Here is a 23,262-nt window from a genome sequence, read left to right as displayed (position 1 = left end):
TTAGTTCATTGATTGAATATAAGTATCTTCTAACCATTGTTGGTCATTACCTAAACGGTAGTAAGTGTGACCATGGAATGTTTTTTTAGCAAATACTTGCCATGAAGTACCTGGTTCAATAATTTGTTCTGTCATATTGCCTGAGCCATCACGTAAGTAAATACCATAAGGAACATTGCCAGCTACAGCCGTATTATTCATTGGAATTTCTGGTAATTGTGTTGGATCTTGTAAGTATTGAGCTTGAATCCAAGTATTTTGGTTAGCAATATGCAAATACTTAATTCCGTCAACAATTTGGTAGTCACCGTAATAAGGTACATAGCTATTGGCAGCTTGATATTGTGTCGTTGGTTCTAGTCCATTAGCTGTTAATTGCCATACAAGCACACCGTATCCTTTAACGTAATTAACTAATCCTGATTGAAAACTAGGAGTTGACCCTTCTAGTTTTTTCAACGCATCAACATCTGCTTGGGTTAGTTTTTTAGCCTTTGTGAAAGTAGAACCATTAACACCATCTAAAGCAGCACTAACAGTAATAACATCACCAACTTCAGGTGTGTAGTTAGCATCTAATTTTAATGATAAATCTTGATTTAATTTTGAGGTTTGCTCTAATTTATCTTGTTGTTGATTAGGTGTATTTTGATTATGTTTTTGTACACTAACCGTTACATTGTCCGCTTTGTCTTGGTCATCAGTATTTTCCGTATTTAAAACAAATCCAGTTGAAATCGTATCTCCTGAACGAGATAACGTTAAATCATTGTTTATGGATAATGTTGGTTTGTAAAAACTTCTAACATCATCTCTCTTTACTGTGTAAGTTTGTGATGATTTTTCTAATCCGAAATCAGAAACAACTGTGATTTGATCATTAACTTTTGGAGTATATCCGTCTCCTAAACTTAAACGATTGTTACCTTGATTTGCTGGTACAGTTTGACTAGAATGAGCATTTCCATTAATCATTACACTAACGGATGTAGTATCTTCTGGGGAAACATTTTGAGCATCAAGATCGAAATTAATATTAAAACTATTGCCCTCTTTGCTCAAAGATAAATTATCAGAAGAAACAGTTACACTCTTTTGTTTGGGTGTGATAGTCAAATCTGTAATAGAACTATTATAATTTGAAGATCCTGAAAGTTGAGTACCCGATTTATCTAACATACTCCAAGTATAATTAGCATCTGGAAAACTATTCAAATCTCCCATAAGCTTACCTGAAAAGTTTTGGCTTTGAGTTTTAACACTAATCTTAGAATCATTTCCTGATAAAGAAATATTATCACCATTTGCTACTAATTGACTATTTTGAAATGGTTGTCCAGTAACATTCAATTTACTTCCATTATTAACCTTAATTGGTTTAGATACCTTTAATAATGGCAAAAAAGTAGTATTATCAGGCGCTGTAATATTTAAATTAGAATTATCCATTACAATTGGATAACTAAGATTTAATGTCCATTGTGCTGTAATATTTAGATTAGAGTTATTTTTAATATCAATTCCATTACTATCAGCTCCTATAATTGGAGCAACTGCATTACCTGGATTAGGAGATAAATTAACAATAGCTCCATCTAACGTTATTTTACCACTGTTATGGATATTAAATAACGATGAACTACCTTGTCCTACATACATACTTCCATCAAGAAATTCAATGTTTTTGGCTTCTAAGTTTTCTTGTCCTGAATTCACACTAGAGTTTGAATTCACCTTTACTGTACCAGCAAATTTAACAGTCCCACTATTAGCATATGTTAACTGCGATCCAGTATAATCAACATTGTTATAAGTGATATTGCCTACACTATAATCACTTAAACTGACTGGACCAAAATAGTTATCCCCCCGCAAACTAATATCGTTCAAAGTGATATTACTATTTCCCTTATAGTCAAAATTCCAATTTCCAAAATTAACACTGAATTTTCCTCCATCAGATTTTTTTCCATTAATTGTTAGATTTTTATTTTCGACTGCACCACTTTGCCTATGCTCTGTAGAAGAGCTTGATCCGTAGGATGACATATCAATGTCGTTTTGAATATTAATAGTTTTGACGTCTTGATTACTTAATGCCTCGTACAATTGTTGTGCAGTACTTACATTTTTCACACTGTTGTCTGTTGATTGATCATCAGCCAAAACAGTTTGTCCTGTATTAACCCCTGTATGCGCTAAAAAACCAGTTGTTAAAGCTACACTACAAAGTGCTACTGAAACAGCCCCCGCTAGTTTTTTATAATTTTTATTTTTTGTTTGTTTACCCATTTGCTACACTCCCGTACAATAGTTATTTTAGTCCCATTATCAAATTCTTTTTACTAGAAGTCAATTATCAGCTACTAAAAAAGCACACCTCGAACGAGATGTGCTTTTTCATATATTCTATTCATAATTTTCGTTTGATTCTTCTTTTGTTTCAAGTTTTGATTCTTCGACTTTAGCTTCTTCTTTTTCTTGCTTTGGTAATTCCGCAATTTTTTCATTGTTCATCATCAAGAAGTTATCCTTAACTGTAAAGTTAATTTCTTTCAACTTAGAGTCAGCTAAAATAGCTTTGGCAGCGGGTGTTTGTAAATCTTGTTCAACGACACGACGCAATGGACGAGCACCGAATTTTTCATCATAACCTTTTTCAACCAAATAGTGTTTAGCTTCATCTGAAACCGTCATTTTAACGTGGCGTTTTTCAAGACTATTAGCCATGTGGTCTAAGTAAAGATCCACAATTTTAATTAAGTCTTTTTGTTTCAATGAGTTAAATGGCACAATGGCATCCAAACGGTTCAAGAATTCAGGACGGAAGTAAACTTCTAGAGCCTTCATCAAGTCACCTTTATCTTTAATCAAGTTATCTGAGTAACCTGCATTAGAAGTCATAATCAAGATGGTATCTTTGAAGGATACGGTACGTCCTTGAGCATCTGTTAGGCGACCGTCATCCATAATTTGTAACAAAGCGTTGAAGATATCTGGATTTGCTTTTTCAATTTCATCCATCAAAATCAAGCTATAAGGTTGGTGACGAACTTGTTCAGTCAATTGACCGCCTTCTTGGTAACCGATGTAACCAGGAGCAGACCCGATTAATTTGTTAACAGATGTTTTATCTTGGTATTCACTCATATCTAAACGAATAAAGTGGTCATCTGAACCAAACATGCTTTTAGCTAATTGTTTAGCTAATTCAGTTTTACCAACACCGGTAGGACCAGCGAATAAGAATGAACCAGTAGGACGGTTTTCATCTTTAAAGACTTTCTTACGAGCAATCGCATCGGTAATCGTATCGATAGCTTCATCTTGGTCAATCACAACATCTTTTAAGTGTTTAACCAAATCTTCAGATTTTTGACTTTCATCTGCGTGAATTTCACTCATTGAAATTTTCGTCTTTTGTTCAATTAGTTGATACATATCTTTTGCGGTAACACTTGGCAATTCGGTATCATCAACATTTTGCAATTGTTTGTGAGCTTTTTCGACTTCGCCTTTTATTTCTTGTGCTTTCTTAAAGTCTTCTGCTTGAACAGCCGCATCTTTTTCACGCTCTAGTTTTGCGATATGTTCACGTAATTGTGTTTCATCTTTTGGTGCTTGGTATAAGCCCTTTTTAGCACCTGCTTCATCAAGTAAGTCAATTGCTTTATCTGGTAAGTAACGTCCTTGAATGTAACGTTTTGATAATGTAACTGCTAATTTGATTGCTTCTTCATCATATTTAACATGGTGATAACTTTCATACTTAGGAGCTAAGCCTTCAAGAATTTGGATAGCTTCTTCAACTGAAGGTTCACCAACTTTAACTTCTTGCAAACGACGAGCTAATGCGGGGTCTTTTTCAATACGTTGGAATTCACTCGTTGTTGTAGCACCGATTAAACTCAAATCGCCACGAGCAAGTGCAGGTTTCAAAATATTAGCTGCATCGCCATTATTATTTTCACTATCAACACTACCAGCACCAACAATATTATGAATTTCATCGATGAATAAGATAATATTTGGATTTTTTGAAGCTTCATCAATAATTTTTTGTAATTTTTCTTCAAAGGCACCACGTAGAGAAGAGCCTGCAACCAATTCATTGATGTTTAATTCAATAATGTGGGCATCTTTTAGACGTTCTGGCACATTACCTTCTGCAATACGTTGAGCTAATCCTTCAACAATCGCTGTTTTACCAACACCTGCAGGTCCAACTAAAACAGGATTATTCTTATTACGACGACTCAAAATTTCAATCACATTTTCAACTTCTGAGTCACGTCCAATAACTGGATCATATTTATTTTCTTTTGCTTGTTTAACTAAATCAATTCCAATTGATTGTTCTTGTTGTTGAGGGTTTTGAACTTGTGTTTGTTGTTTCAAACCATCTTGATTGGAGTGGATGGGGATATCTCGACGGGTAGAGAAAGTGCCTGAGTTTGAGAAGAAATCTCTATTCAAAGAATCAAATAACGCATCAAAATCACTAAAACCATTACTATAGTTAGCCATATCTAACACTCCTTATAATCTATGTAACAATTTTTTAGCACTTGATTACTTCGAGTGCTAATCTTTTGTTCGACTTTATAATACAACGGTTATGTAAAAGATACAACTAGAAAAACTCAAAATTCGAAACTTTTTTATTTAGCTATTGGAAACCCCATCTTAACTGTATTAAGATGGGGTTACTACTTAATTTTGAGGTGAAATAATGTCACAATCTATCCATAATATCGTTAAAAATTTAAACTTGCCTGAGCCAGTTGAAAAGTACTCAGCTGTGACAGGTGGCGATATCAACCAAGCTTTTCACGTTTATACACACAGCTATTCCTTCTTCTTACTTGTTCAGCAAAATGCTACACGTCAGTTTTTTAGTCATGAAGTCGCTGGATTAAAGGCTTTAGGTAAATTTGCTAAAACCCCTCAAGTGCTAGATTTCGGTGATAATGGACAAGATGCTTATTTACTACTTGAATATATTGATCACTTACCACATGGTAATCAATATGAGTTAGGGCAAGCTCTAGCCAAAGTTCATCAATCAACTAGTCCTAATCAACAGTTTGGATTCGACAGTAATTTTGAATTAGGCAATTTTACTGGTGATAACCAGTGGCAAGATAATTGGTATGATTTTTTCGTTAATCAACGATTTGAACCGCTACGAAAACTCATTATTCACAATCATAATTGGTCCGTTGAACTCGAACATCTCTATCAAAACATGCTACAACAATTTCAACATGACCTAACCAATCATCAAAGCATCCCCAGCTTATTGCATGGCGACCTTTGGGGAGGCAACATTATGTTTGACCTAGACCAGCACCCTGTTTTCATCGACCCTGCCGTTTATTACGGTGACCGTGAATTTGATATCGCCATTACACAAGTCTTTGGTGGTTTTGACCAGAATTTTATTCAAGGTTATCAAGACACTTACCCGCTTGATGACGGTTATCAAGATAGACTAGTTTATTACAAACTCTACTATATGATGTTTCATTTAAGTGAGTTTGGATCTATCTACCAGCCAAGTGTATATCGCTTACTCCAACAATTTATTTAAAATACGACTGTAACAACGTTGACGCCAATAAGTAGTTAACGTTGTATTTTTTTGTCATTTCTGCTAAAAAAGGGCCTAATTCATCATGGTCAAGCGTAAAGTCAGCTTGTAGTTGTCTAAACTGTTCCTTTTCAGCTTCCGTGGCAATTTTTTTAAAGTATCCCCATACATGTTGATAAGCATTCATCATATTGCCACGATCTAATGGCGCGACTTTTGCTTCTTCAATAATCTCTTCATAGCGTTTCTTTTTATCGTCAGTCCAATTATTACCTTTAGCCAATTGTCTGACTTCGTTATAAAACTTTTGAGAGCGTGACATCAGCCAATATTTATTTTGAGCCCACTCTTTTTGCCAATTTTCCAAATTAAACGACTCCTTTTAAATTACTTTCTACAATTATAACGAGCTAGAGTAAATAATTGAATATTTTTAAGTTTAGTTCTACAATAATCGCGAAAGAGGGTAATATTATGTCAAAAAATTTAACAACTAGTGAAGGCCAACCTTGGTCAGATAATCAACATTCACAAACTGCTGGCAAGCGTGGCCCAGTTCTTATTCAAGATTATCAATTACTTGAAAAATTAGCTCACTTTAACCGTGAACGCATCCCCGAACGTGTCGTTCATGCTAAAGGTTCAGGGGCTAAAGGTTACTTTGAATTGACACATGATATGAGTGCTTATACTAAAGCCGATGTTTTCAATGGCAAAGGTAAAAAAACACCTTTAATCACACGTTTTTCTCAAGTAGCTGGTGAAAGCGGTTATCCTGATACTTATCGTGATGTTCGTGGCTTTGCGGTCAAATTCTATACACAAGAAGGAAACTACGATATTGTGGGTAACAATACACCCGTCTTCTTTATCAATGATCCATTGAAGTTTCCTGACTTTATTCACTCACAAAAACGTAATCCAAAAACACATACTAGAAGCCAAGATATGCAATGGGACTTCTGGTCACATTCACCAGAAACACTTCACCAAGTCACTATCTTAATGAGTGACCGTGGTATTCCTGCAAGTTACCGTACAATGCATGGTTATGGTAGCCATACTTTCAAATGGGTTAATGATAAAGGTGAACAATTCTTTGTGAAATATCACTTTAGAACTAACCAAGGTGTTCATAATATGTCTAATGAATTAGCTGCCAAACTTTGTGGTGACGACCCTGACTATCTTCAAAATGAACTTTTTAATTCTATTGAAGAAAAAGACTTTCCTTCATGGACACTTTACGTTCAAGTTATTCCTTATGAAGAAGGACTTAACTATAAACATGATATTTTTGATGTCACAAAAGTTGTTTCTCAAAAAGACTATCCATTAATGGAAGTCGGTCAAATGGTTTTAAATGAGAACCCAGAAAATTACTTTGAAGAAATGGAAGAATTAGCATTTTCACCTGCTAACTTGGTTCCCGGTATCGAACCTTCAGCTGATAAAGTCTTACAAGGACGTTTATTCGGTTATAAAGATGCCGCTCGTTACCGTTTAGGTGCTAACTACGAGCAATTAAAAGTTAACCGTCCAATTAATGAAGTTAATAACTACCACCGTGATGGCTTTATGTCACAAGGTCATGATGGTTCTGCAAACTATGAACCTAATAGTGTTGATGGCCCAACAGAAGTGCCTTCTGCAAAAATTGCACCTGATCAATTAGCTGGTGAAACCGGTCATTTCAAACCTTATGACACGGACAACTTTTCTGCTGCTGGTGAATTATATCGTCTATTTGATGAAGGCGAAAAAGAACGCTTAGTTGAAAATATTAAAAGCAATCTTGGTCAAGTAAAATCACGCGACATTAAAGTTTTAGAAGCCAAACAATTCTATCAAGCTGATCCAGACTATGGTGAACGTGTTGCCAAAGCCCTTGGTTTATCAGTTGATGAAATTAAATAAGCTAAACACAAAAAAAGAACTTACTAAAATTAGTAAGTTCTTTTTTTATACTTTTAGTTAAGTACTTGTTGCCATTTTTGAATCATATTTTCAGGAGCATAAGTTTTGGCTGTATGATAAGCATTTTGACTCATCTTATGTAATCGTTTCTTATTTTCTAATGTTTTGATGATAGTTGAAGCTAATTCATCAATACGATGTTTATCGACAACAAAACCATTTTCACCATCTTTAATGATATCTTGAATACCATATAAACTATTATAAGCAACGCACGGTACACTGTAAGACATTGCTTCAATTAAACATAATGGTTCAACATCAACATTACCCGTATAGACGAGCAATTCTGCTGATTGATAAGCTGATGTTAAATCTGCTTGGTATCCTGATAGTTTAATCGAATTTGAGAGCTTAAGTTCGTCAATTTTAGTTTTGATAGCATCATATTCTGTTCCATACCCATAAATATCTAGCGTGGCATTGGGTAAAATCGTGACGACTTTATCGAAAGCTTCTACCAACTCAACTACATTATTTTTGGCATCCAATTTACCTGTATAAATGACTTTATTTTCTTGATGAGCCGTATTTTTATCCAAAATTGTATCTTGCTCACTTTCAACTTGAACAGATGGCGAAATAACTTCAATAGGGATAGGTGATTTGCCACCATACCATTTTGTTAAATCATTTTTCTGCTTAGCTGTAGCAACAATAATACTATTCCATTGATTTGGGTGTTGATAAATAGCATTGGCATATAATCCACTCATATCTGCATAGACACCATCATTATCATCAATCGTATGCGGATTAGGCATATATAGAATGTTTTTCCCTCGTGTTTGCATCCCCATAATCATATCGTATGAAATAGTAGGACGATCACCAATAAAAGTGGCTTTTAAGTCATTTTGACGGTTCAATTCATCTAAAAAGAATGAGGCTAATTCCATTTCATTTTCAAAGTAATATGTTTCATCTTTATAATCATATAGAATAGTTCTAATCACAATTGCTTGGTCATCAAAATAGTTTTCTATTTTAATATCACCATTTTTATCGTAGTGGCGTTCATAAATCAATAACCCATCTGCTGCAAAGAACTGGTCACGAGCCATAAATCCGCGACTATCGTAATCGCGTTTTTTAACTAAATTACCTAAGTAATCAAAATATTCTATAAAATAAGTATGCCCAAAAGTACCTGGAACATGATGAATATTCATTATGAGCTGTGCTCCTTTAACAACACGACTAATATTGGCTCCTGGATTAATGTCATACTCTTTTGAAATATCAAGATCACAATTTTTTGTTACCTTAACGGGTATATTGATTGTGTCTCTAAAATAGTCGTACATATTTAGCACTTGATCATTATCTAATCCCAATGATTTTATATTTTCAGCCATCATCGTATTAAAGTCTCGTGTCACAATTTTAGCTGGGATTTTCATTTGTTTAAATAAATTAATGCGTTTAACTTCAGTATGTTCGATGCTTGTATTTAATTCCAACAAATACTGGTTAACAAAATAAATCATTGTAATACCTCCTGGCTGGATTTTTTGTAAAATTTTTCAACCTGATTAAATAAAGGTTTCCAATCATTATAAACAGAATTTTTTGAATATCGACGACTATTTTGATAAGCATTTTCACTCATCTTTTTTGCTTGATTAAGATCATTGAAATAATTGATGATTTTTTCAGCTAATTCATCTATATCATCAGGCTTAACTAAGTAGCCATCTTCTCCATCTGTAATAATGTCTTTGGGTCCATATTTAATATCGTATGAAATTTGAGGTACACCGTTTGACAATCCCTCCAATACTGACATTGCAAATCCTTCAACAGATGAAGTCAGCAGTTGCAACTGTATGGTCTTATAAACATCATTAATGCTATCAGTGTAATTTTCAAAAATAATAGTCTTGTCTAAATGTTTTTCATTAACCACTTTTTTTACTTTTTGCCCATAATCTCCGTTTGAATAACCATAAAAATGTAATTTTACTTGGGGAATCACACTTTTAACTTTTTCAATTGCTTTAACTGCTTGTAATTGTTGCTTTTCAGGCGCAAGCCTTGCTATTAATCCAATGCTATATGGTCTACGATTTTCAAAAAGCACTTTTTCAGTTTGTTCAATATTTCCTACTGGAATTGTATGTGTTTTAGATTCTAAGTGATATCTATTATTGAAGTCTATTAATTGTTGTTTGGTTGAAGTCAAAATAGTTTGCCAACAATTTAAATGATTTAATGAATAATAAAAGTTATTATTCAGTTCAGATTTTAACGGATTGTCATTATCTGCAACATGTGAACTATGTAAAACTAAGATTTTAAAAGCACGTTCGTGCATACTAAATAAACTATAGGCATACTCTGTAGCACGATCGCCAATGTACACTACATTTTTATCCTTCTTAGCTAATTCATCTAAAAAGAATGTCATTAAATCTTCTTCTGAGTTAAATTGTAAATCATGGCCTTGATAATTAGGTAATTGATAAAAACTAGGCTTTACTTTCCCTTGCTTATCTGACATATAAAAGATTTGACAAGTAACTTTTCCAGAGGGTGCTAATACCTCCTTGACAGACAATTCATTGTTTTTATCAAAGTATTCTTCTACTCCAATAAACCCTCTGGTGTCATACCAACTTGTTTTTACCAATTTACCGTCTTTTGAAAGTAGCCTAATATTATCAACACGTCGATCATCATCAGATTTAGTCATCAAAATCTGAATAGTTTTCCCCTGATAATCAAGCAAATATTCATTGTTTTTTTTGTGCATCACCATGCTTGTTGGAATTTCAAAGTCATCTATGTTATAAGTTTTGTCAGCAATAGTTTCACCCCTAAAAAAATCATACATGTTTAGATAATTTGAGACTGGTATACGGCTAGCCTTTAAAATATCAGTAGCATTAAGAACTAAAGATCTGGTCACGATTTTATTAGCTACTCCGTGCTCATTGAACAAGTTCATACGCTTTATCTGTGCATGTTCAATTCCAGACTTATTAATGGCTATTTTAGTATTTAGAAAATAATACAAATAATCACTCCTCTGTAGTGTATCAATTATTACTTTTATTGTACTCGTGATCCTTCAATTACTAAAATATTAACCATCAAAAAAGACTAGCTTTTAGCTAGTCTTTTCTTCTTTATTTAAACCTAAAACACTCAGTTTTTGTAAAACAATTCCTATAATTAACCCTATAAGAGCTGGAACAACCCAGCCTAATCCTAAGTTATATAAAGGTAAGTACTTCGTAGCAAAATCAACAATTGCCTTTACAAATGATGTCCCACTAATAAATTTCGGTGCATTACTCAAAAGATCAAAAATCGCCGGAATCAACGTAAACAATGTTGTCATCCCATAAACCCATTTAGTCGGTTTTAGAATTGGTGTAAGCAGTGAAATAAAAATCAAAGCTACTGCTAATGGATAAATGAACATTAAAACTGGTGTAGAATATTCAACAATTTTTGATAATCCCACATTTGCAAATATTGCTGGTAATACAGCTGCTACTGTCATAAAAACTTTATAAGGAATATTTGGGAACATTTTATTCATTGCTTCTCCAAACGAAGTAACCAATCCTATTGCTGTTTTTAAACAAGCGATCAAAATCAAAACAGCTAATAAAATGTTACCAAAATCTCCCATATAAAAACGTGCAACTTCGGCTAATGCCGTACCACCATCTGGTGCAATACCAAATTTATTTAAACTTAACGTTCCCATCAATGCTAATAATAAGTAAATTACACCCATTAGAATTAATGCCACAATCCCAGACTTTGACATCTCGCGAACTAAATCTTTAGGTTTATTAATACCTAGTCGACGGATTGAATCAACAACAATAACACCAAAAGCAAGTGATGCTAAAGCATCCATAGTGTTATATCCTTCAGTAAACCCTTTTAATACGGCATTGGTTTGATATGCACCTTGAGCTTCGAACCCTAAACTCCCCATTGGTTTTAAAAATACAAACAATAAAATAATTCCTAATAAAATTAAGAAAATAGGCGTTAAATACTTACCAACGTAAGTCATGATTTTTCCTGGTCTTGTAGCAAAGAAATACGTTGCACCAAAAAAGACAACAGAAAAAATACCTAAAAACAGTGGTATTTGACCTTCGCTGATAAAAGGAGCAAACCCAATTTGAAATGATGTTGTCGCAAGTCTTGGAATCGCAAAAAAGGGGCCAATAACTAAATACAGCAACACTGTAAAAATATAGCCATACGTTTTATTCACTTTTTTTGCTAAAAAGAAAACACCGCTCGATTGTGATAAACCCAAACCAATAATTCCAAGTAATGGTAACCCAACTGACGTGATTAAAAAGCCAACGACAGCTAACCATACATTACCCCCTGCTTGTTGACCCATTGCTATTGGAAAAATAATATTTCCAGCACCAAAAAATAATCCAAAAAGCATCATCCCAATATACATCGTATCCTTAAATGATAACTTAGAATTCATTTACATCATCTCCCTTACTCTTATTTATTAAAAAAAAATTAAAATAAACTCTTATTCATTACAATACTAAACTTTAAATAATTAATCAATAAAAAAGCATAACTCTTTTGAGTTATGCTTTTCTTATTATATCGCTATTTTAAATATTGTGTCTGAACCCAAATATTATTATCTGGTGACCCTATACGACTGTAACTAATACCGTCATCTTCTTTAGAATCAAAAACTGAAATTGAGGTTCCTGATTCAGTATAACTATCACCAATAGCATTCATTTTACCATCAGCATTGATTTTCCAATTTTGAACACCATAACCTGGAACGTAATTAATTATATTTTCTTTTGGTTGAGTTAAATACTTACTTTCAACCCATACATTTTCGTCCTGATTTATTATTTGAGTATATTCTACTCCATTCACCACTTTCTTATCGCCAACAACTTTAATATAATCACCATCTTCAATATAATCATCATCAATCGTTGCTTGCCCGTTATCAAAATGCCACGTCTTGATTCCATATCCTGGTACGTAATTTACTTTTTGATAACTTCCTGGCTCTATATATTGTTTTTGGACCCATTGGCCATCAAAATCTCCATAAACTTTAACGTATTCAATACCATTTACCGATTTAACTTCGTTTGAAATTTTAATATTACGACCTGATTTAACCAATTCTGCCGGTTCCATATTACCTTGATTATCTATGTCCCAAAGACGAACGTCATAATTTTGAATATAGTTAACTGGCACTGTTCTTAGGTGAGATTGAATATATTGATTATAAGCTTGCTGATACATCTGTTGATAGCCTACTGGCATGTCACTAATGTCACGTTCCGTTCCTTTTTCAGCATCATTTATCGCCTCATTATGAATATTTGCAATTTCTGAATTGGAATTTTCATTCTGCCAGTTTTCATTAGCACGTGATTGTGCTTCGGAAGCGGCTTTCTTAGCGTTTGACATTGCGACTTGAGCCGCTTGATTTGCTTGTTTTGCAATTTTCGCAGCTTCAGATGCTACTAATGCAGCATTTGAGGCCTGACTTGCAGCACTTGATGCTTTTATTGTTTCGTCTGCCACTTTTTGACTTGCAGCTTTTGCTTGGTTAACAAATTGTTCTGCTTTTGTTTTGTCACCTAATCGAGCTGCTGAGGCAGCATTGGCATTAGCTTGACTAGCGACTTTTGCATCTATATCAGCTTGACTTGCGGCTTGACTGGCAACCACTTTTGCCTGACTGGCAATAGTTGTCGCTTTATCGGCTGTGTTTGATGCACTTGTGGCTGTATTTGATGCAATCACACCTTGACTTGCGGCTTGACTTGCGGCGGTGGCTGCACTTTTAATAATAAAATCATTTGGATATCGATTACTCAAGCTACTTGCTGTGCTTTGTGCATTATTAGCGGTTGTTGCGGCTTGGCCTGCACTTGTTGCCGCATTTGTTGCAGTTTGATTGCTATCTTGTGCTTGGCTAGCACTTGTTTTAGCGTCTCCTGCATAACTTTGTGCTTTTGTATTATCGGCATTGGCTTGACTTACCGCCGTATTTCCTTGATCTTCTGTACTTGATGCTTGGTTTGCAATTGCTGCTTGTGATGTTGCAGTTTGTTGATCACTTTGAGCGGCTTGGTTTGCTTTTGTAGCATCGCTTGCGGCTTGTGAAGCGACTGCTGCGGCACTGGCTGCTGTACTTGCTGCGGCACTGGCTGCTGCTGTTTGCGTACTTACCGTTGCAGCGTCACTTTGGGCATCTTTTGCATAGCTATTAGCTAAAGACTCATTATTAGCTTTTGCAGCACTTGCAGCACTTGAATTTGCAACACTTGTTGCAGCTTGTGCACTTGCGGCTATACTTGCTGCTACACTCGCATCATTTGTTGCTGATGCTGCTGTTGAATTAGCGCTTGATGCTTTTTGTACATCTTGTGCGGCTGTACTTGAAGCTTGATTTGCATCTGCTGCTGCACTCGATGCGGCACTTGCGGCACTTGCGATTACTTGATCATTTGGATACTTAGTACTCAAGCTACTTGCTGTACTTTGCGCACTATTAGCGGTTGTTGCTGCTTGGCCTGCACTTGTTGCTGCATTTGTTGCTGTTTGATTGCTATCTTGTGCTTGGCTAGCACTACTTTTAGCGTCTCCTGCATAACTTTGTGCTTTTGTATTATCGGCATTGGCTTGACTTACCGCCGTATTTCCTTGATCTTCTGTACTTGATGCTTGATTTGCAATTGCTGCTTGTGATGTTGCTTTTTGTTGATCACTTTGAGCGGCTTGGTTTGCTTTTGTAGCATCGCTTGCGGCTTGTGAAGAGACTGCTGCAGCACTGGCTGCTGTACTTGCTGCGGCACTGGCTGCTGCTGTTTGCGTACTTACAGTTGCAGCGTCACTTTGGGCATCTTTTGCATAGCTATTAGCTAAAGACTCATTATTAGCTTTTGCAGCACTTGCAGCACTTGAATTTGCAACACTTGTTGCAGCTTGTGCACTTGCTGCTATACTTGCTGCTACACTCGCATCATTTGTTGCTGATGCTGCTGTTGAATTAGCGCTTGATGCTTTTTGTACATCTTGTGCGGCTGTACTTGAAGCTTGATTTGCATCTGCTGCTGCACTCGATGCAGCACTTGCTGCACTTGCGATTACTTGATCATTTGGATATTTAGCACTCAAGCTACTTGCTGTACTTTGCGCATTATTAGCGGTTGTTGCGGCTTGGCCTGCACTTGTTGCTGCATTTGTTGCTGTTTGATTGCTATCTTGTGCTTGGCTAGCACTACTTTTAGCGTCTCCTGCATAACTTTGAGCTTTTGTATTATCGGCATTGGCTTGACTTACCGCCGTATTTCCTTGATCTTCTGTACTTGATGCTTGGTTTGCAATTGCAGCTTGTGATGTTGCAGTTTGTTGATCGCTTTGAGCGGCTTGGTTTGCTTTTGTAGCATCGCTTGCGGCTTGTGAAGCGACTGCTGCGGCACTGGCTGCTGTACTTGCTGCGGCACTGGCTGCTGCTGTTTGCGTACTTACCGTTGCAGCGTCACTTTGGGCATCTTTTGCATAGCTATTAGCTAAAGACTCATTATTAGCTTTTGCAGCACTTGCAGCACTTGAATTTGCAACACTTGTTGCAGCTTGTGCACTTGCGGCTATACTTGCTGCTACACTCGCATCATTTGTTGCTGATGCTGCTGTTGAATTAGCGCTTGATGCTTTTTGTACATCTTGTGCGGCTGTACTTGAAGCTTGATTTGCATCTGCTGCTGCACTCGATGCGGCACTTGCGGCACTTGCGATTACTTGATCATTTGGATACTTAGTACTCAAGCTACTTGCTGTACTTTGCGCACTATTAGCGGTTGTTGCTGCTTGGCCTGCACTTGTTGCTGCATTTGTTGCTGTTTGATTGCTATCTTGTGCTTGGCTAGCACTTGTTTTAGCGTCTCCTGCATAACTTTGTGCTTTTGTATTATCGGCATTGGCTTGACTTACCGCCGTATTTCCTTGATCTTCTGTACTTGATGCTTGGTTTGCAATTGCTGCTTGTGATGTTGCAGTTTGTTGATCACTTTGAGCGGCTTGGTTTGCTTTTGTAGCATCGCTTGCGGCTTGTGAAGCGACTGCTGCGGCACTGGCTGCTGTACTTGCTGCGGCACTGGCTGCTGCTGTTTGCGTACTTACCGTTGCAGCGTCACTTTGGGCATCTTTTGCATAGCTATTAGCTAAAGACTCATTATTAGCTTTTGCAGCACTTGCAGCACTTGAATTTGCAACACTTGTTGCAGCTTGTGCACTTGCTGCTATACTTGCTGCTACACTCGCATCATTTGTTGCTGATGCTGCTGTTGAATTAGCGCTTGATGCTTTTTGTACATCTTGTGCGGCTGTACTTGAAGCTTGATTTGCATCTGCTGCTGCACTTGACGCGGCACTTGCGGCACTTGCGATTACTTGATCATTTGGATACTTAGCACTCAAGCTACTTGCTGTACTTTGCGCATTATTAGCGGTTGTTGCGGCTTGGCCTGCACTTGTTGCTGCATTTGTTGCAGTTTGATTGCTATCTTGTGCTTGGCTAGCACTACTTTTAGCGTCTCCTGCATAACTTTGAGCTTTTGTATTATCGGCATTGGCTTGACTTACCGCCGTATTTCCTTGATCTTCTGTACTTGATGCTTGGTTTGCAATTGCTGCTTGTGATGTTGCAGTTTGTTGATCACTTTGAGCGGCTTGGTTTGCTTTTGTAGCATCGCTTGCGGCTTGTGAAGCGACTGCTGCGGCACTGGCTGCTGTACTTGCTGCGGCACTGGCTGCTGCTGTTTGCGTACTTACCGTTGCAGCGTCACTTTGGGCATCTTTTGCATAGCTATTAGCTAAAGACTCATTATTAGCTTTTGCAGCACTTGCAGCACTTGAATTTGCAACACTTGTTGCAGCTTGTGCACTTGCTGCTATACTTGCTGCTACACTCGCATCATTTGTTGCTGATGCTGCTGTTGAATTAGCGCTTGATGCTTTTTGTACATCTTGTGCGGCTGTACTTGAAGCTTGATTTGCATCTGCTGCTGCACTCGATGCTGCACTTGCGGCACTTGCGATTACTTGATCATTTGGATATTTAGCACTCAAGCTACTTGCTGTACTTTGCGCACTATTAGCGGTTGTTGCTGCTTGGCCTGCACTTGTTGCTGCATTTGTTGCAGTTTGATTGCTATCTTGTGCTTGGCTAGCACTACTTTTAGCGTCTCCTGCATAACTTTGTGCTTTTGTATTATCGGCATTGGCTTGACTTACCGCCGTATTTCCTTGATCTTCTGTACTTGATGCTTGGTTTGCAATTGCAGCTTGTGATGTTGCTGTTTGTTGATCACTTTGAGCGGCTTGGTTTGCTTTTGTAGCATCGCTTGCGGCTTGTGAAGCGACTGCTGCGGCACTGGCTGCTGTACTTGCTGCGGCACTGGCTGCTGCTGTTTGCGTACTTACCGTTGCAGCGTCACTTTGGGCATCTTTTGCATAGCTATTAGCTAAAGACTCATTATTAGCTTTTGCAGCACTTGCAGCACTTGAATTTGCAACACTTGTTGCAGCTTGTGCACTTGCTGCTATACTTGCTGCTACACTCGCATCATTTGTTGCTGATGCTGCTGTTGAATTAGCGCTTGATGCTTTTTGTACATCTTGTGCGGCTGTACTTGAAGCTTGATTTGCATCTGCTGCTGCACTCGATGCGGCACTTGCGGCACTTGCGATTACTTGATCATTTGGATATTTAGTACTCAAGCTACTTGCTGTGCTTTGTGCATTATTAGCGGTTGTTGCGGCTTGGCCTGCACTTGTTGCCGCATTTGTTGCAGTTTGATTGCTATCTTGTGCTTGGCTAGCACTACTTTTAGCGTCTCCTGCATAACTTTGAGCTTTTGTATTATCGGCATTGGCTTGACTTACCGCCGTATTTCCTTGATCTTCTGTACTTGATGCTTGATTTGCAATTGCTGCTTGTGATGTTGCTTTTTGTTGATCACTTTGAGCGGCTTGGTTTGCTTTTGTAGCATCGCTTGCGGCTTGTGAAGAGACTGCTGCAGCACTGGCTGCTGTACTTGCTGCGGCACTGGCTGCTGCTGTTTGCGTACTTACCGTTGCAGCGTCACTTTGGGCATCTTTTGCATAGCTATTAGCTAAAGACTCATTATTAGCTTTTGCAGCACTTGCAGCACTTGAATTTGCAACACTTGTTGCAGCTTGTGCACTTGCGGCTATACTTGCTGCTACACTCGCATCATTTGTTGCTGATGCTGCTGTTGAATTAGCGCTTGATGCTTTTTGTACATCTTGTGCGGCTGTACTTGAAGCTTGATTTGCATCTGCTGCTGCACTCGATGCGGCACTTGCGGCACTTGCGATTACTTGATCATTTGGATATTTAGTACTCAAGCTACTTGCTGTGCTTTGTGCATTATTAGCGGTTGTTGCGGCTTGGCCTGCACTTGTTGCCGCATTTGTTGCAGTTTGATTGCTATCTTGTGCTTGGCTAGCACTACTTTTAGCGTCTCCTGCATAACTTTGTGCTTTTGTATTATCGGCATTGGCTTGACTTACCGCCGTATTTCCTTGATCTTCTGTACTTGATGCTTGGTTTGCAATTGCTGCTTGTGATGTTGCAGTTTGTTGATCACTTTGAGCGGCTTGGTTTGCTTTTGTAGCATCGCTTGCGGCTTGTGAAGCGACTGCTGCGGCACTGGCTGCTGTACTTGCTGCGGCACTGGCTGCTGCTGTTTGCGTACTTACCGTTGCAGCGTCACTTTGGGCATCTTTTGCATAGCTATTAGCTAAAGACTCATTATTAGCTTTTGCAGCACTTGCAGCACTTGAATTTGCAACACTTGTTGCAGCTTGTGCACTTGCTGCTATACTTGCTGCTACACTCGCATCATTTGTTGCTGATGCTGCTGTTGAATTAGCGCTTGATGCTTTCTGTACATCTTGTGCGGCTGTACTTGAAGCTTGATTTGCATCTGCTGCTGCACTCGATGCGGCACTTGCGGCACTTGCGATTACTTGATCATTTGGATACTTAGTACTCAAGCTACTTGCTGTACTTTGCGCACTATTAGCGGTTGTTGCTGCTTGGCCTGCACTTGTTGCTGCATTTGTTGCTGTTTGATTGCTATCTTTTGCTTGGCTAGCACTACTTTTAGCGTCTCCTGCATAACTTTGTGCTTTTGTATTATCGGCATTGGCTTGACTTACCGCCGTATTTCCTTGATCTTCTGTACTTGATGCTTGGTTTGCAATTGCTGCTTGTGATGTTGCAGTTTGTTGATCACTTTGAGCGGCTTGGTTTGCTTTTGTAGCATCGCTTGCGGCTTGTGAAGCGACTGCTGCGGCACTGGCTGCTGTACTTGCTGCGGCACTGGCTGCTGCTGTTTGCGTACTTACCGTTGCAGCGTCACTTTGGGCATCTTTTGCATAGCTATTAGCTAAAGACTCATTATTAGCTTTTGCAGCACTTGCAGCACTTGAATTTGCAACACTTGTTGCAGCTTGTGCACTTGCTGCTATACTTGCTGCTACACTCGCATCATTTGTTGCTGATGCTGCTGTTGAATTAGCGCTTGATGCTTTCTGTACATCTTGTGCGGCTGTACTTGAAGCTTGATTTGCATCTGCTGCTGCACTCGATGCGGCACTTGCGGCACTTGCGATTACTTGATCATTTGGATATTTAGTACTCAAGCTACTTGCTGTGCTTTGTGCATTATTAGCGGTTGTTGCTGCTTGGCCTGCACTTGTTGCTGCATTTGTTGCTGTTTGATTGCTATCTTTTGCTTGGCTAGCACTACTTTTAGCGTCTCCTGCATAACTTTGTGCTTTTGTATTATCGGCATTGGCTTGACTTACCGCCGTATTTCCTTGATCTTCTGTACTTGATGCTTGGTTTGCAATTGCTGCTTGTGATGTTGCAGTTTGTTGATCACTTTGAGCGGCTTGGTTTGCTTTTGTAGCATCGCTTGCGGCTTGTGAAGCGACTGCTGCGGCACTGGCTGCTGTACTTGCTGCGGCACTGGCTGCTGCTGTTTGATCTGCTACACTTTGGGCAGCGCTTTTAGCCTCTTGCACATACTCTGTAGCTTGTGTTTCATTACCTGCCTTAGCTGCCGATACTGCATTTTCGTTTGCTGTACTTGCTAATGATGCTTCACTTGCGGCTATACTTGCTGCTACACTCGCATCATTTGTTGCTGATGCTGCTGTTGAATTAGCGCTTGATGCTTTTTGTACATCTTGTGTGGCTGTACTTGAAGCTTGATTTGCATCTGCTGCTGCACTCGATGCGGCACTTGCGGCACTTGCGATTACTTGATCATTTGGATACTTAGTACTCAAGCTACTTGCTGTACTTTGCGCACTATTAGCGGTTGTTGCTGCTTGGCCTGCACTTGTTGCTGCATTTGTTGCAGTTTGATTGCTATCTTGTGCTTGGCTAGCACTTGTTTTAGCGTCTCCTGCATAACTTTGTGCTTTTGTATTATTATCATTAGCGTTTTCATAACCTGATGATTGTTCCTCAAAGTAAGCACTACCACCTATGTCAAATGCTTTTTTATAACTATCACTACCATAGCCATAAACTAAGGATTTCGTAGAGTCTCCTTTGCTATCATAACCATCTTTCGCGCCATCATATCCAGTTTTGTAATCACTATTAGAGGTGTTATACCTAGAATCAGTACTTGGATCATATGCTGGCTTATCATCTTTATGATTTAAAAAAGCAGCGACTCCATCATCATAAGAACTTGTAGCTCTTTTAGCAATTACATCATTGATTTTATCCTGACTCAAATCAATCTGATTTAAATGGTTACTTATAACATAGTGTCCCTGAACTTGATAATTATTAATTTGGGTAAGATCAAATTCTTTAGGCAAACTAATTTGATATTGAATAGTACCATCCGTTTGACTCTTATTCTTAAGAGCTACTGTATATACATTTCGTTTATTGGCAGAATCGACATCCTTACTGTCTTCAGTATTAGAATATGTATTGCCAGGTAATGGATTCCCATTTTTATCTAACATTCGAAGGTAAATAGAATTTTGAGAATTGTTAAAGTTGGGTGATGAATTAATAGTCTGTAAGTTACCTGTTAGAACATAATTTCCATTACTATCCAATTTAACATCATTACTATTAGGTACAAAACCAAAATCTGGTATAGCTCTCAACTCTAAACGTTTAGTTTTAGAGTCGTCTGCAGCTAAGGAATAGTTAAATACGTTTGAATCATATCCATTCATACCATTACCTGTGACAGTACCACCTCCCATAGGGATGTTTAAATCATAGTAAGGTAAATATTTATCACTATGGTTGACACTAACATTTTTAGCAATCATGGTACCAGATCCGAACAACGCACTACCCAATCCTGTATTTTGTCCTAAATCAAAATTAATACCTGAAGTACCAGGATTTGAAACATTAAATGCATTACCGTTAACCAAGTGCATATTACCGCTACCATCAGCAATAGAAATATTCATATTCCCATTTGTGATATTTACAGCAGAACCAGCATAAAGTAACAAATTACTGCTGTCTCCTAAGTTCTTACCCGTAATATCAAAGGTACCATTAACATTCACAGTACCACCATTAAGATAAACACCACCGGATGTCATATTAGTTGGCATTTTCCCATCGTAATCTACAGAGATTGTACCTCCTTGATCAATATTCAAAGTCCCACCAGTCATATAAATGGCATTGGCAGTCCTATCCGTATATCCATGTTGAGCCATATAATCATTTTTTTGAAGTGTAATATTCACACTAGCGTTTTTTCTAACATAAACATTATTTGTACCATGTAAGTACATACCTTGAGCAACTCCGCCAGATGGAGCATTCCCAGCCCCATAAGATCCGTCACCCTTCGGCTTTAAATCAACTATAGCACCTTCATCAACGATAATATCCCCTGATCCAGAGGCTTCAATCACTGTACCATTGTAAGAGCTACCGGTATAATGACTTCCTTTAGTGAACAAAACTGAAGAAACTTCCATGTTTTGTTCTTCACTACCACCATTTATATCTCCACCTAATATAGGGCCACCTTCTGATGCGACAAAGTCCGGCACATATCTGGTAGCACCAGTTGTGGCTTCTGGGGGTAAATCAATCCCTATTTGGGTAGGATTATAATTCTGTCCACCATTTACCGTAACATTGTTTTTTATTGTAACATTGGCCCCTGTCGCATTCACTAACTGTGGACCAGTGTATGTAATATTATCGTAGGATATATTACCACCAGACTCTTTTTTCATAGGTCCATAATAATCTCCACCATACATCGTAATATTTTTAATGTTAATGTCGCCTGGAATAGAACGATTAGAGAAAACGTAAGAAGCATAGTCTACTGTATGATCCAATCCATCATAAGTAACAGGTGTGTCTGTGGTATAGTAAACAATTCTTTCAGCTGCATTTGAATAAAGCTTGGACTGTGCATTAGTTGCGTTTCCATATACTGAAGTGGCAACACCATTACCATCATAACCTGTGGCTCCATTAACTCCTTGAGTATCCCACATACTAATATTGTTTAGTATTTTAACTCCTGTTAGTCCTGAATTATTATCAAGGTAACTTTGATATAGTTGAAAAGATGTTGATACTAGCTTTGTTTTGTTAGTGTCATAGTAAGATTTACCTTGACTATATGCATTACTATATAAAACATCTGTTAGCGTATTAGAATTAGGGTTTAAGCTATTCCAACCTTTTACATTTATGCTTGGATTAGGAGAAGTATAGTTAGTTCCATCACTATATCCTTGATAGGCTGACTTGTAACCAGCAATATAGTCAGCACTTTTACCTTGACTACTTTTTATCATCTGATTTTCTTTTAATGCTTGGATATCCGCAAGACCATCATTGTATCCCTTAACTCTTGGATTAGCTTGATAACCAACATCATATCCTTTTAGATAAGAGGAATCTGTACTATTTTTTGTGGTTATAGTTGCAGTCATACCATCTTGATACCCATTAAACGCTTGATTATAGCTATTAATATAATCTGCAGCATAGGTGCTATCAGGTTGTCGACTAGCTAACTTACTTGTAGTTGCACCTGAATTAATATCTGATAAAGCATCCGCAGTCCCTTCATCAGATGTTTGTTTTTGAGAAGCATTGCTGTCATTAGTTTGCTCAACTGCACTTGCTTTATTAACGTTATCTCTTGAAGAGTCAACTTGGGGACTTGTCGTGTTAGTGTTTTGTGAAACTGGTTGTGTATTCGTGGTGCCAGTTCCCGACACTTTTGTCTGAGGCAAAGTGACTGCAGTACTGGTGTTTTGAGTATCTGCAAAAACAGTGTGCATCCCGACACCTCCTAAATTGGCTGAACCACCTAGCAACGCCAAAGTAGTTAAGGATACAACCACCCATTGTTTCTTGTGTTTTCTCATCACTTTCTTTTCGTTTGTCTTTTGATATTGTTTTTTGTTATACATGAAAACGTCTCCTTGTGATTTGTTACCTACTAAAAATATAATTATTGAGGCGATTATATTCCCGCTCATTTAATAAGTAAACTATTTACCCTTGAAATCACACACTACGCAATTTATCTTCAAAAATCACTTTTAACCTGTAAAAGGCAGATTTATGACTTCCT

The 23,262-nt window shown here is 37.7% G+C and carries 9 protein-coding genes; 2 read left to right on the top strand and 7 right to left on the bottom strand.

Going from position 1 to position 23,262, the window contains the following annotated elements; genetic code table 11:
- Both JNUCC72_RS00435 and JNUCC72_RS00430 read right to left on the bottom strand, forming a co-directional pair.
- Positions 1-2,292, bottom strand: a complete 2,292-nt coding sequence (locus JNUCC72_RS00435; RefSeq protein ID WP_454143837.1) for a pectate lyase-like adhesive domain-containing protein — start codon at positions 2,290-2,292, stop codon at positions 1-3.
- A gap of 117 nt (positions 2,293-2,409) precedes the next feature.
- Positions 2,410-4,527: an ATP-dependent Clp protease ATP-binding subunit gene (locus JNUCC72_RS00430; RefSeq protein ID WP_454143835.1), complete on the bottom strand. Its 2,118-nt coding sequence runs from the start codon at positions 4,525-4,527 to the stop codon at positions 2,410-2,412.
- 205 nt (positions 4,528-4,732) lie between these two features.
- Between JNUCC72_RS00430 and JNUCC72_RS00425 the strand changes: the two genes are divergently transcribed.
- Complete coding sequence (locus JNUCC72_RS00425) at positions 4,733-5,593, top strand: fructosamine kinase family protein (RefSeq protein ID WP_454143833.1); 861 nt, start codon at positions 4,733-4,735, stop codon at positions 5,591-5,593.
- On the opposite strand, the gene JNUCC72_RS00420 is transcribed toward JNUCC72_RS00425, so the two are convergent.
- On the bottom strand, positions 5,586-5,960 hold the full coding sequence (locus JNUCC72_RS00420; RefSeq protein WP_454143831.1) for a YbgA family protein: 375 nt from the start codon (positions 5,958-5,960) through the stop codon (positions 5,586-5,588). The genes JNUCC72_RS00425 and JNUCC72_RS00420 overlap by 8 nt on opposite strands.
- A gap of 107 nt (positions 5,961-6,067) precedes the next feature.
- Here JNUCC72_RS00420 and JNUCC72_RS00415 point away from each other — a divergent pair, with 107 nt between their 5' ends.
- Positions 6,068-7,510: a catalase gene (locus tag JNUCC72_RS00415; RefSeq protein ID WP_454143829.1), complete on the top strand. Its 1,443-nt coding sequence runs from the start codon at positions 6,068-6,070 to the stop codon at positions 7,508-7,510.
- 53 nt (positions 7,511-7,563) lie between these two features.
- Here JNUCC72_RS00415 and JNUCC72_RS00410 read toward each other — a convergent pair whose 3' ends face one another.
- The 4 genes from JNUCC72_RS00410 to JNUCC72_RS00395 form a co-directional block, all read right to left on the bottom strand.
- Positions 7,564-9,060, bottom strand: coding sequence for a glycosyltransferase (locus tag JNUCC72_RS00410; protein WP_454143827.1), 1,497 nt, complete (start codon positions 9,058-9,060; stop codon positions 7,564-7,566).
- A complete protein-coding gene (locus JNUCC72_RS00405) occupies positions 9,057-10,589 on the bottom strand; it encodes a glycosyltransferase (protein WP_454143825.1) in 1,533 nt (510 codons plus the stop codon). Before JNUCC72_RS00405 ends, JNUCC72_RS00410 begins: the two co-directional genes overlap by 4 nt.
- 93 nt (positions 10,590-10,682) lie before the next feature.
- Entirely contained in the window at positions 10,683-12,047 is a 1,365-nt protein-coding gene (brnQ, locus tag JNUCC72_RS00400) for a branched-chain amino acid transport system II carrier protein (protein ID WP_056973996.1), read from the bottom strand.
- A gap of 134 nt (positions 12,048-12,181) precedes the next feature.
- Positions 12,182-23,098, bottom strand: a complete 10,917-nt coding sequence (locus tag JNUCC72_RS00395; protein WP_454143823.1) for a hypothetical protein — start codon at positions 23,096-23,098, stop codon at positions 12,182-12,184.
- Positions 23,099-23,262: the final 164 nt, after the last annotated feature.

This window comes from Holzapfeliella sp. JNUCC 72 (assembly GCF_053668685.1).
This window is presented reverse-complemented; position numbering and strand designations above follow the sequence as displayed.

Bases quoted from the DNA above. Each gene is read 5' to 3' on its own strand.
- JNUCC72_RS00435 (WP_454143837.1), bottom strand. From the start codon at position 2,292: ATGGGTAAACAAACAAAAAATAAAAATTATAAAAAACTAGCGGGGGCT.
- JNUCC72_RS00430 (WP_454143835.1), bottom strand. From the start codon at position 4,527: ATGGCTAACTATAGTAATGGTTTTAGTGATTTTGATGCGTTATTTGAT.
- JNUCC72_RS00425 (WP_454143833.1), top strand. From the start codon at position 4,733: ATGTCACAATCTATCCATAATATCGTTAAAAATTTAAACTTGCCTGAG.
- JNUCC72_RS00415 (WP_454143829.1), top strand. From the start codon at position 6,068: ATGTCAAAAAATTTAACAACTAGTGAAGGCCAACCTTGGTCAGATAAT.
- JNUCC72_RS00410 (WP_454143827.1), bottom strand. From the start codon at position 9,060: ATGATTTATTTTGTTAACCAGTATTTGTTGGAATTAAATACAAGCATC.
- brnQ (WP_056973996.1), bottom strand. From the start codon at position 12,047: ATGAATTCTAAGTTATCATTTAAGGATACGATGTATATTGGGATGATG.
- JNUCC72_RS00395 (WP_454143823.1), bottom strand. From the start codon at position 23,098: ATGTATAACAAAAAACAATATCAAAAGACAAACGAAAAGAAAGTGATG.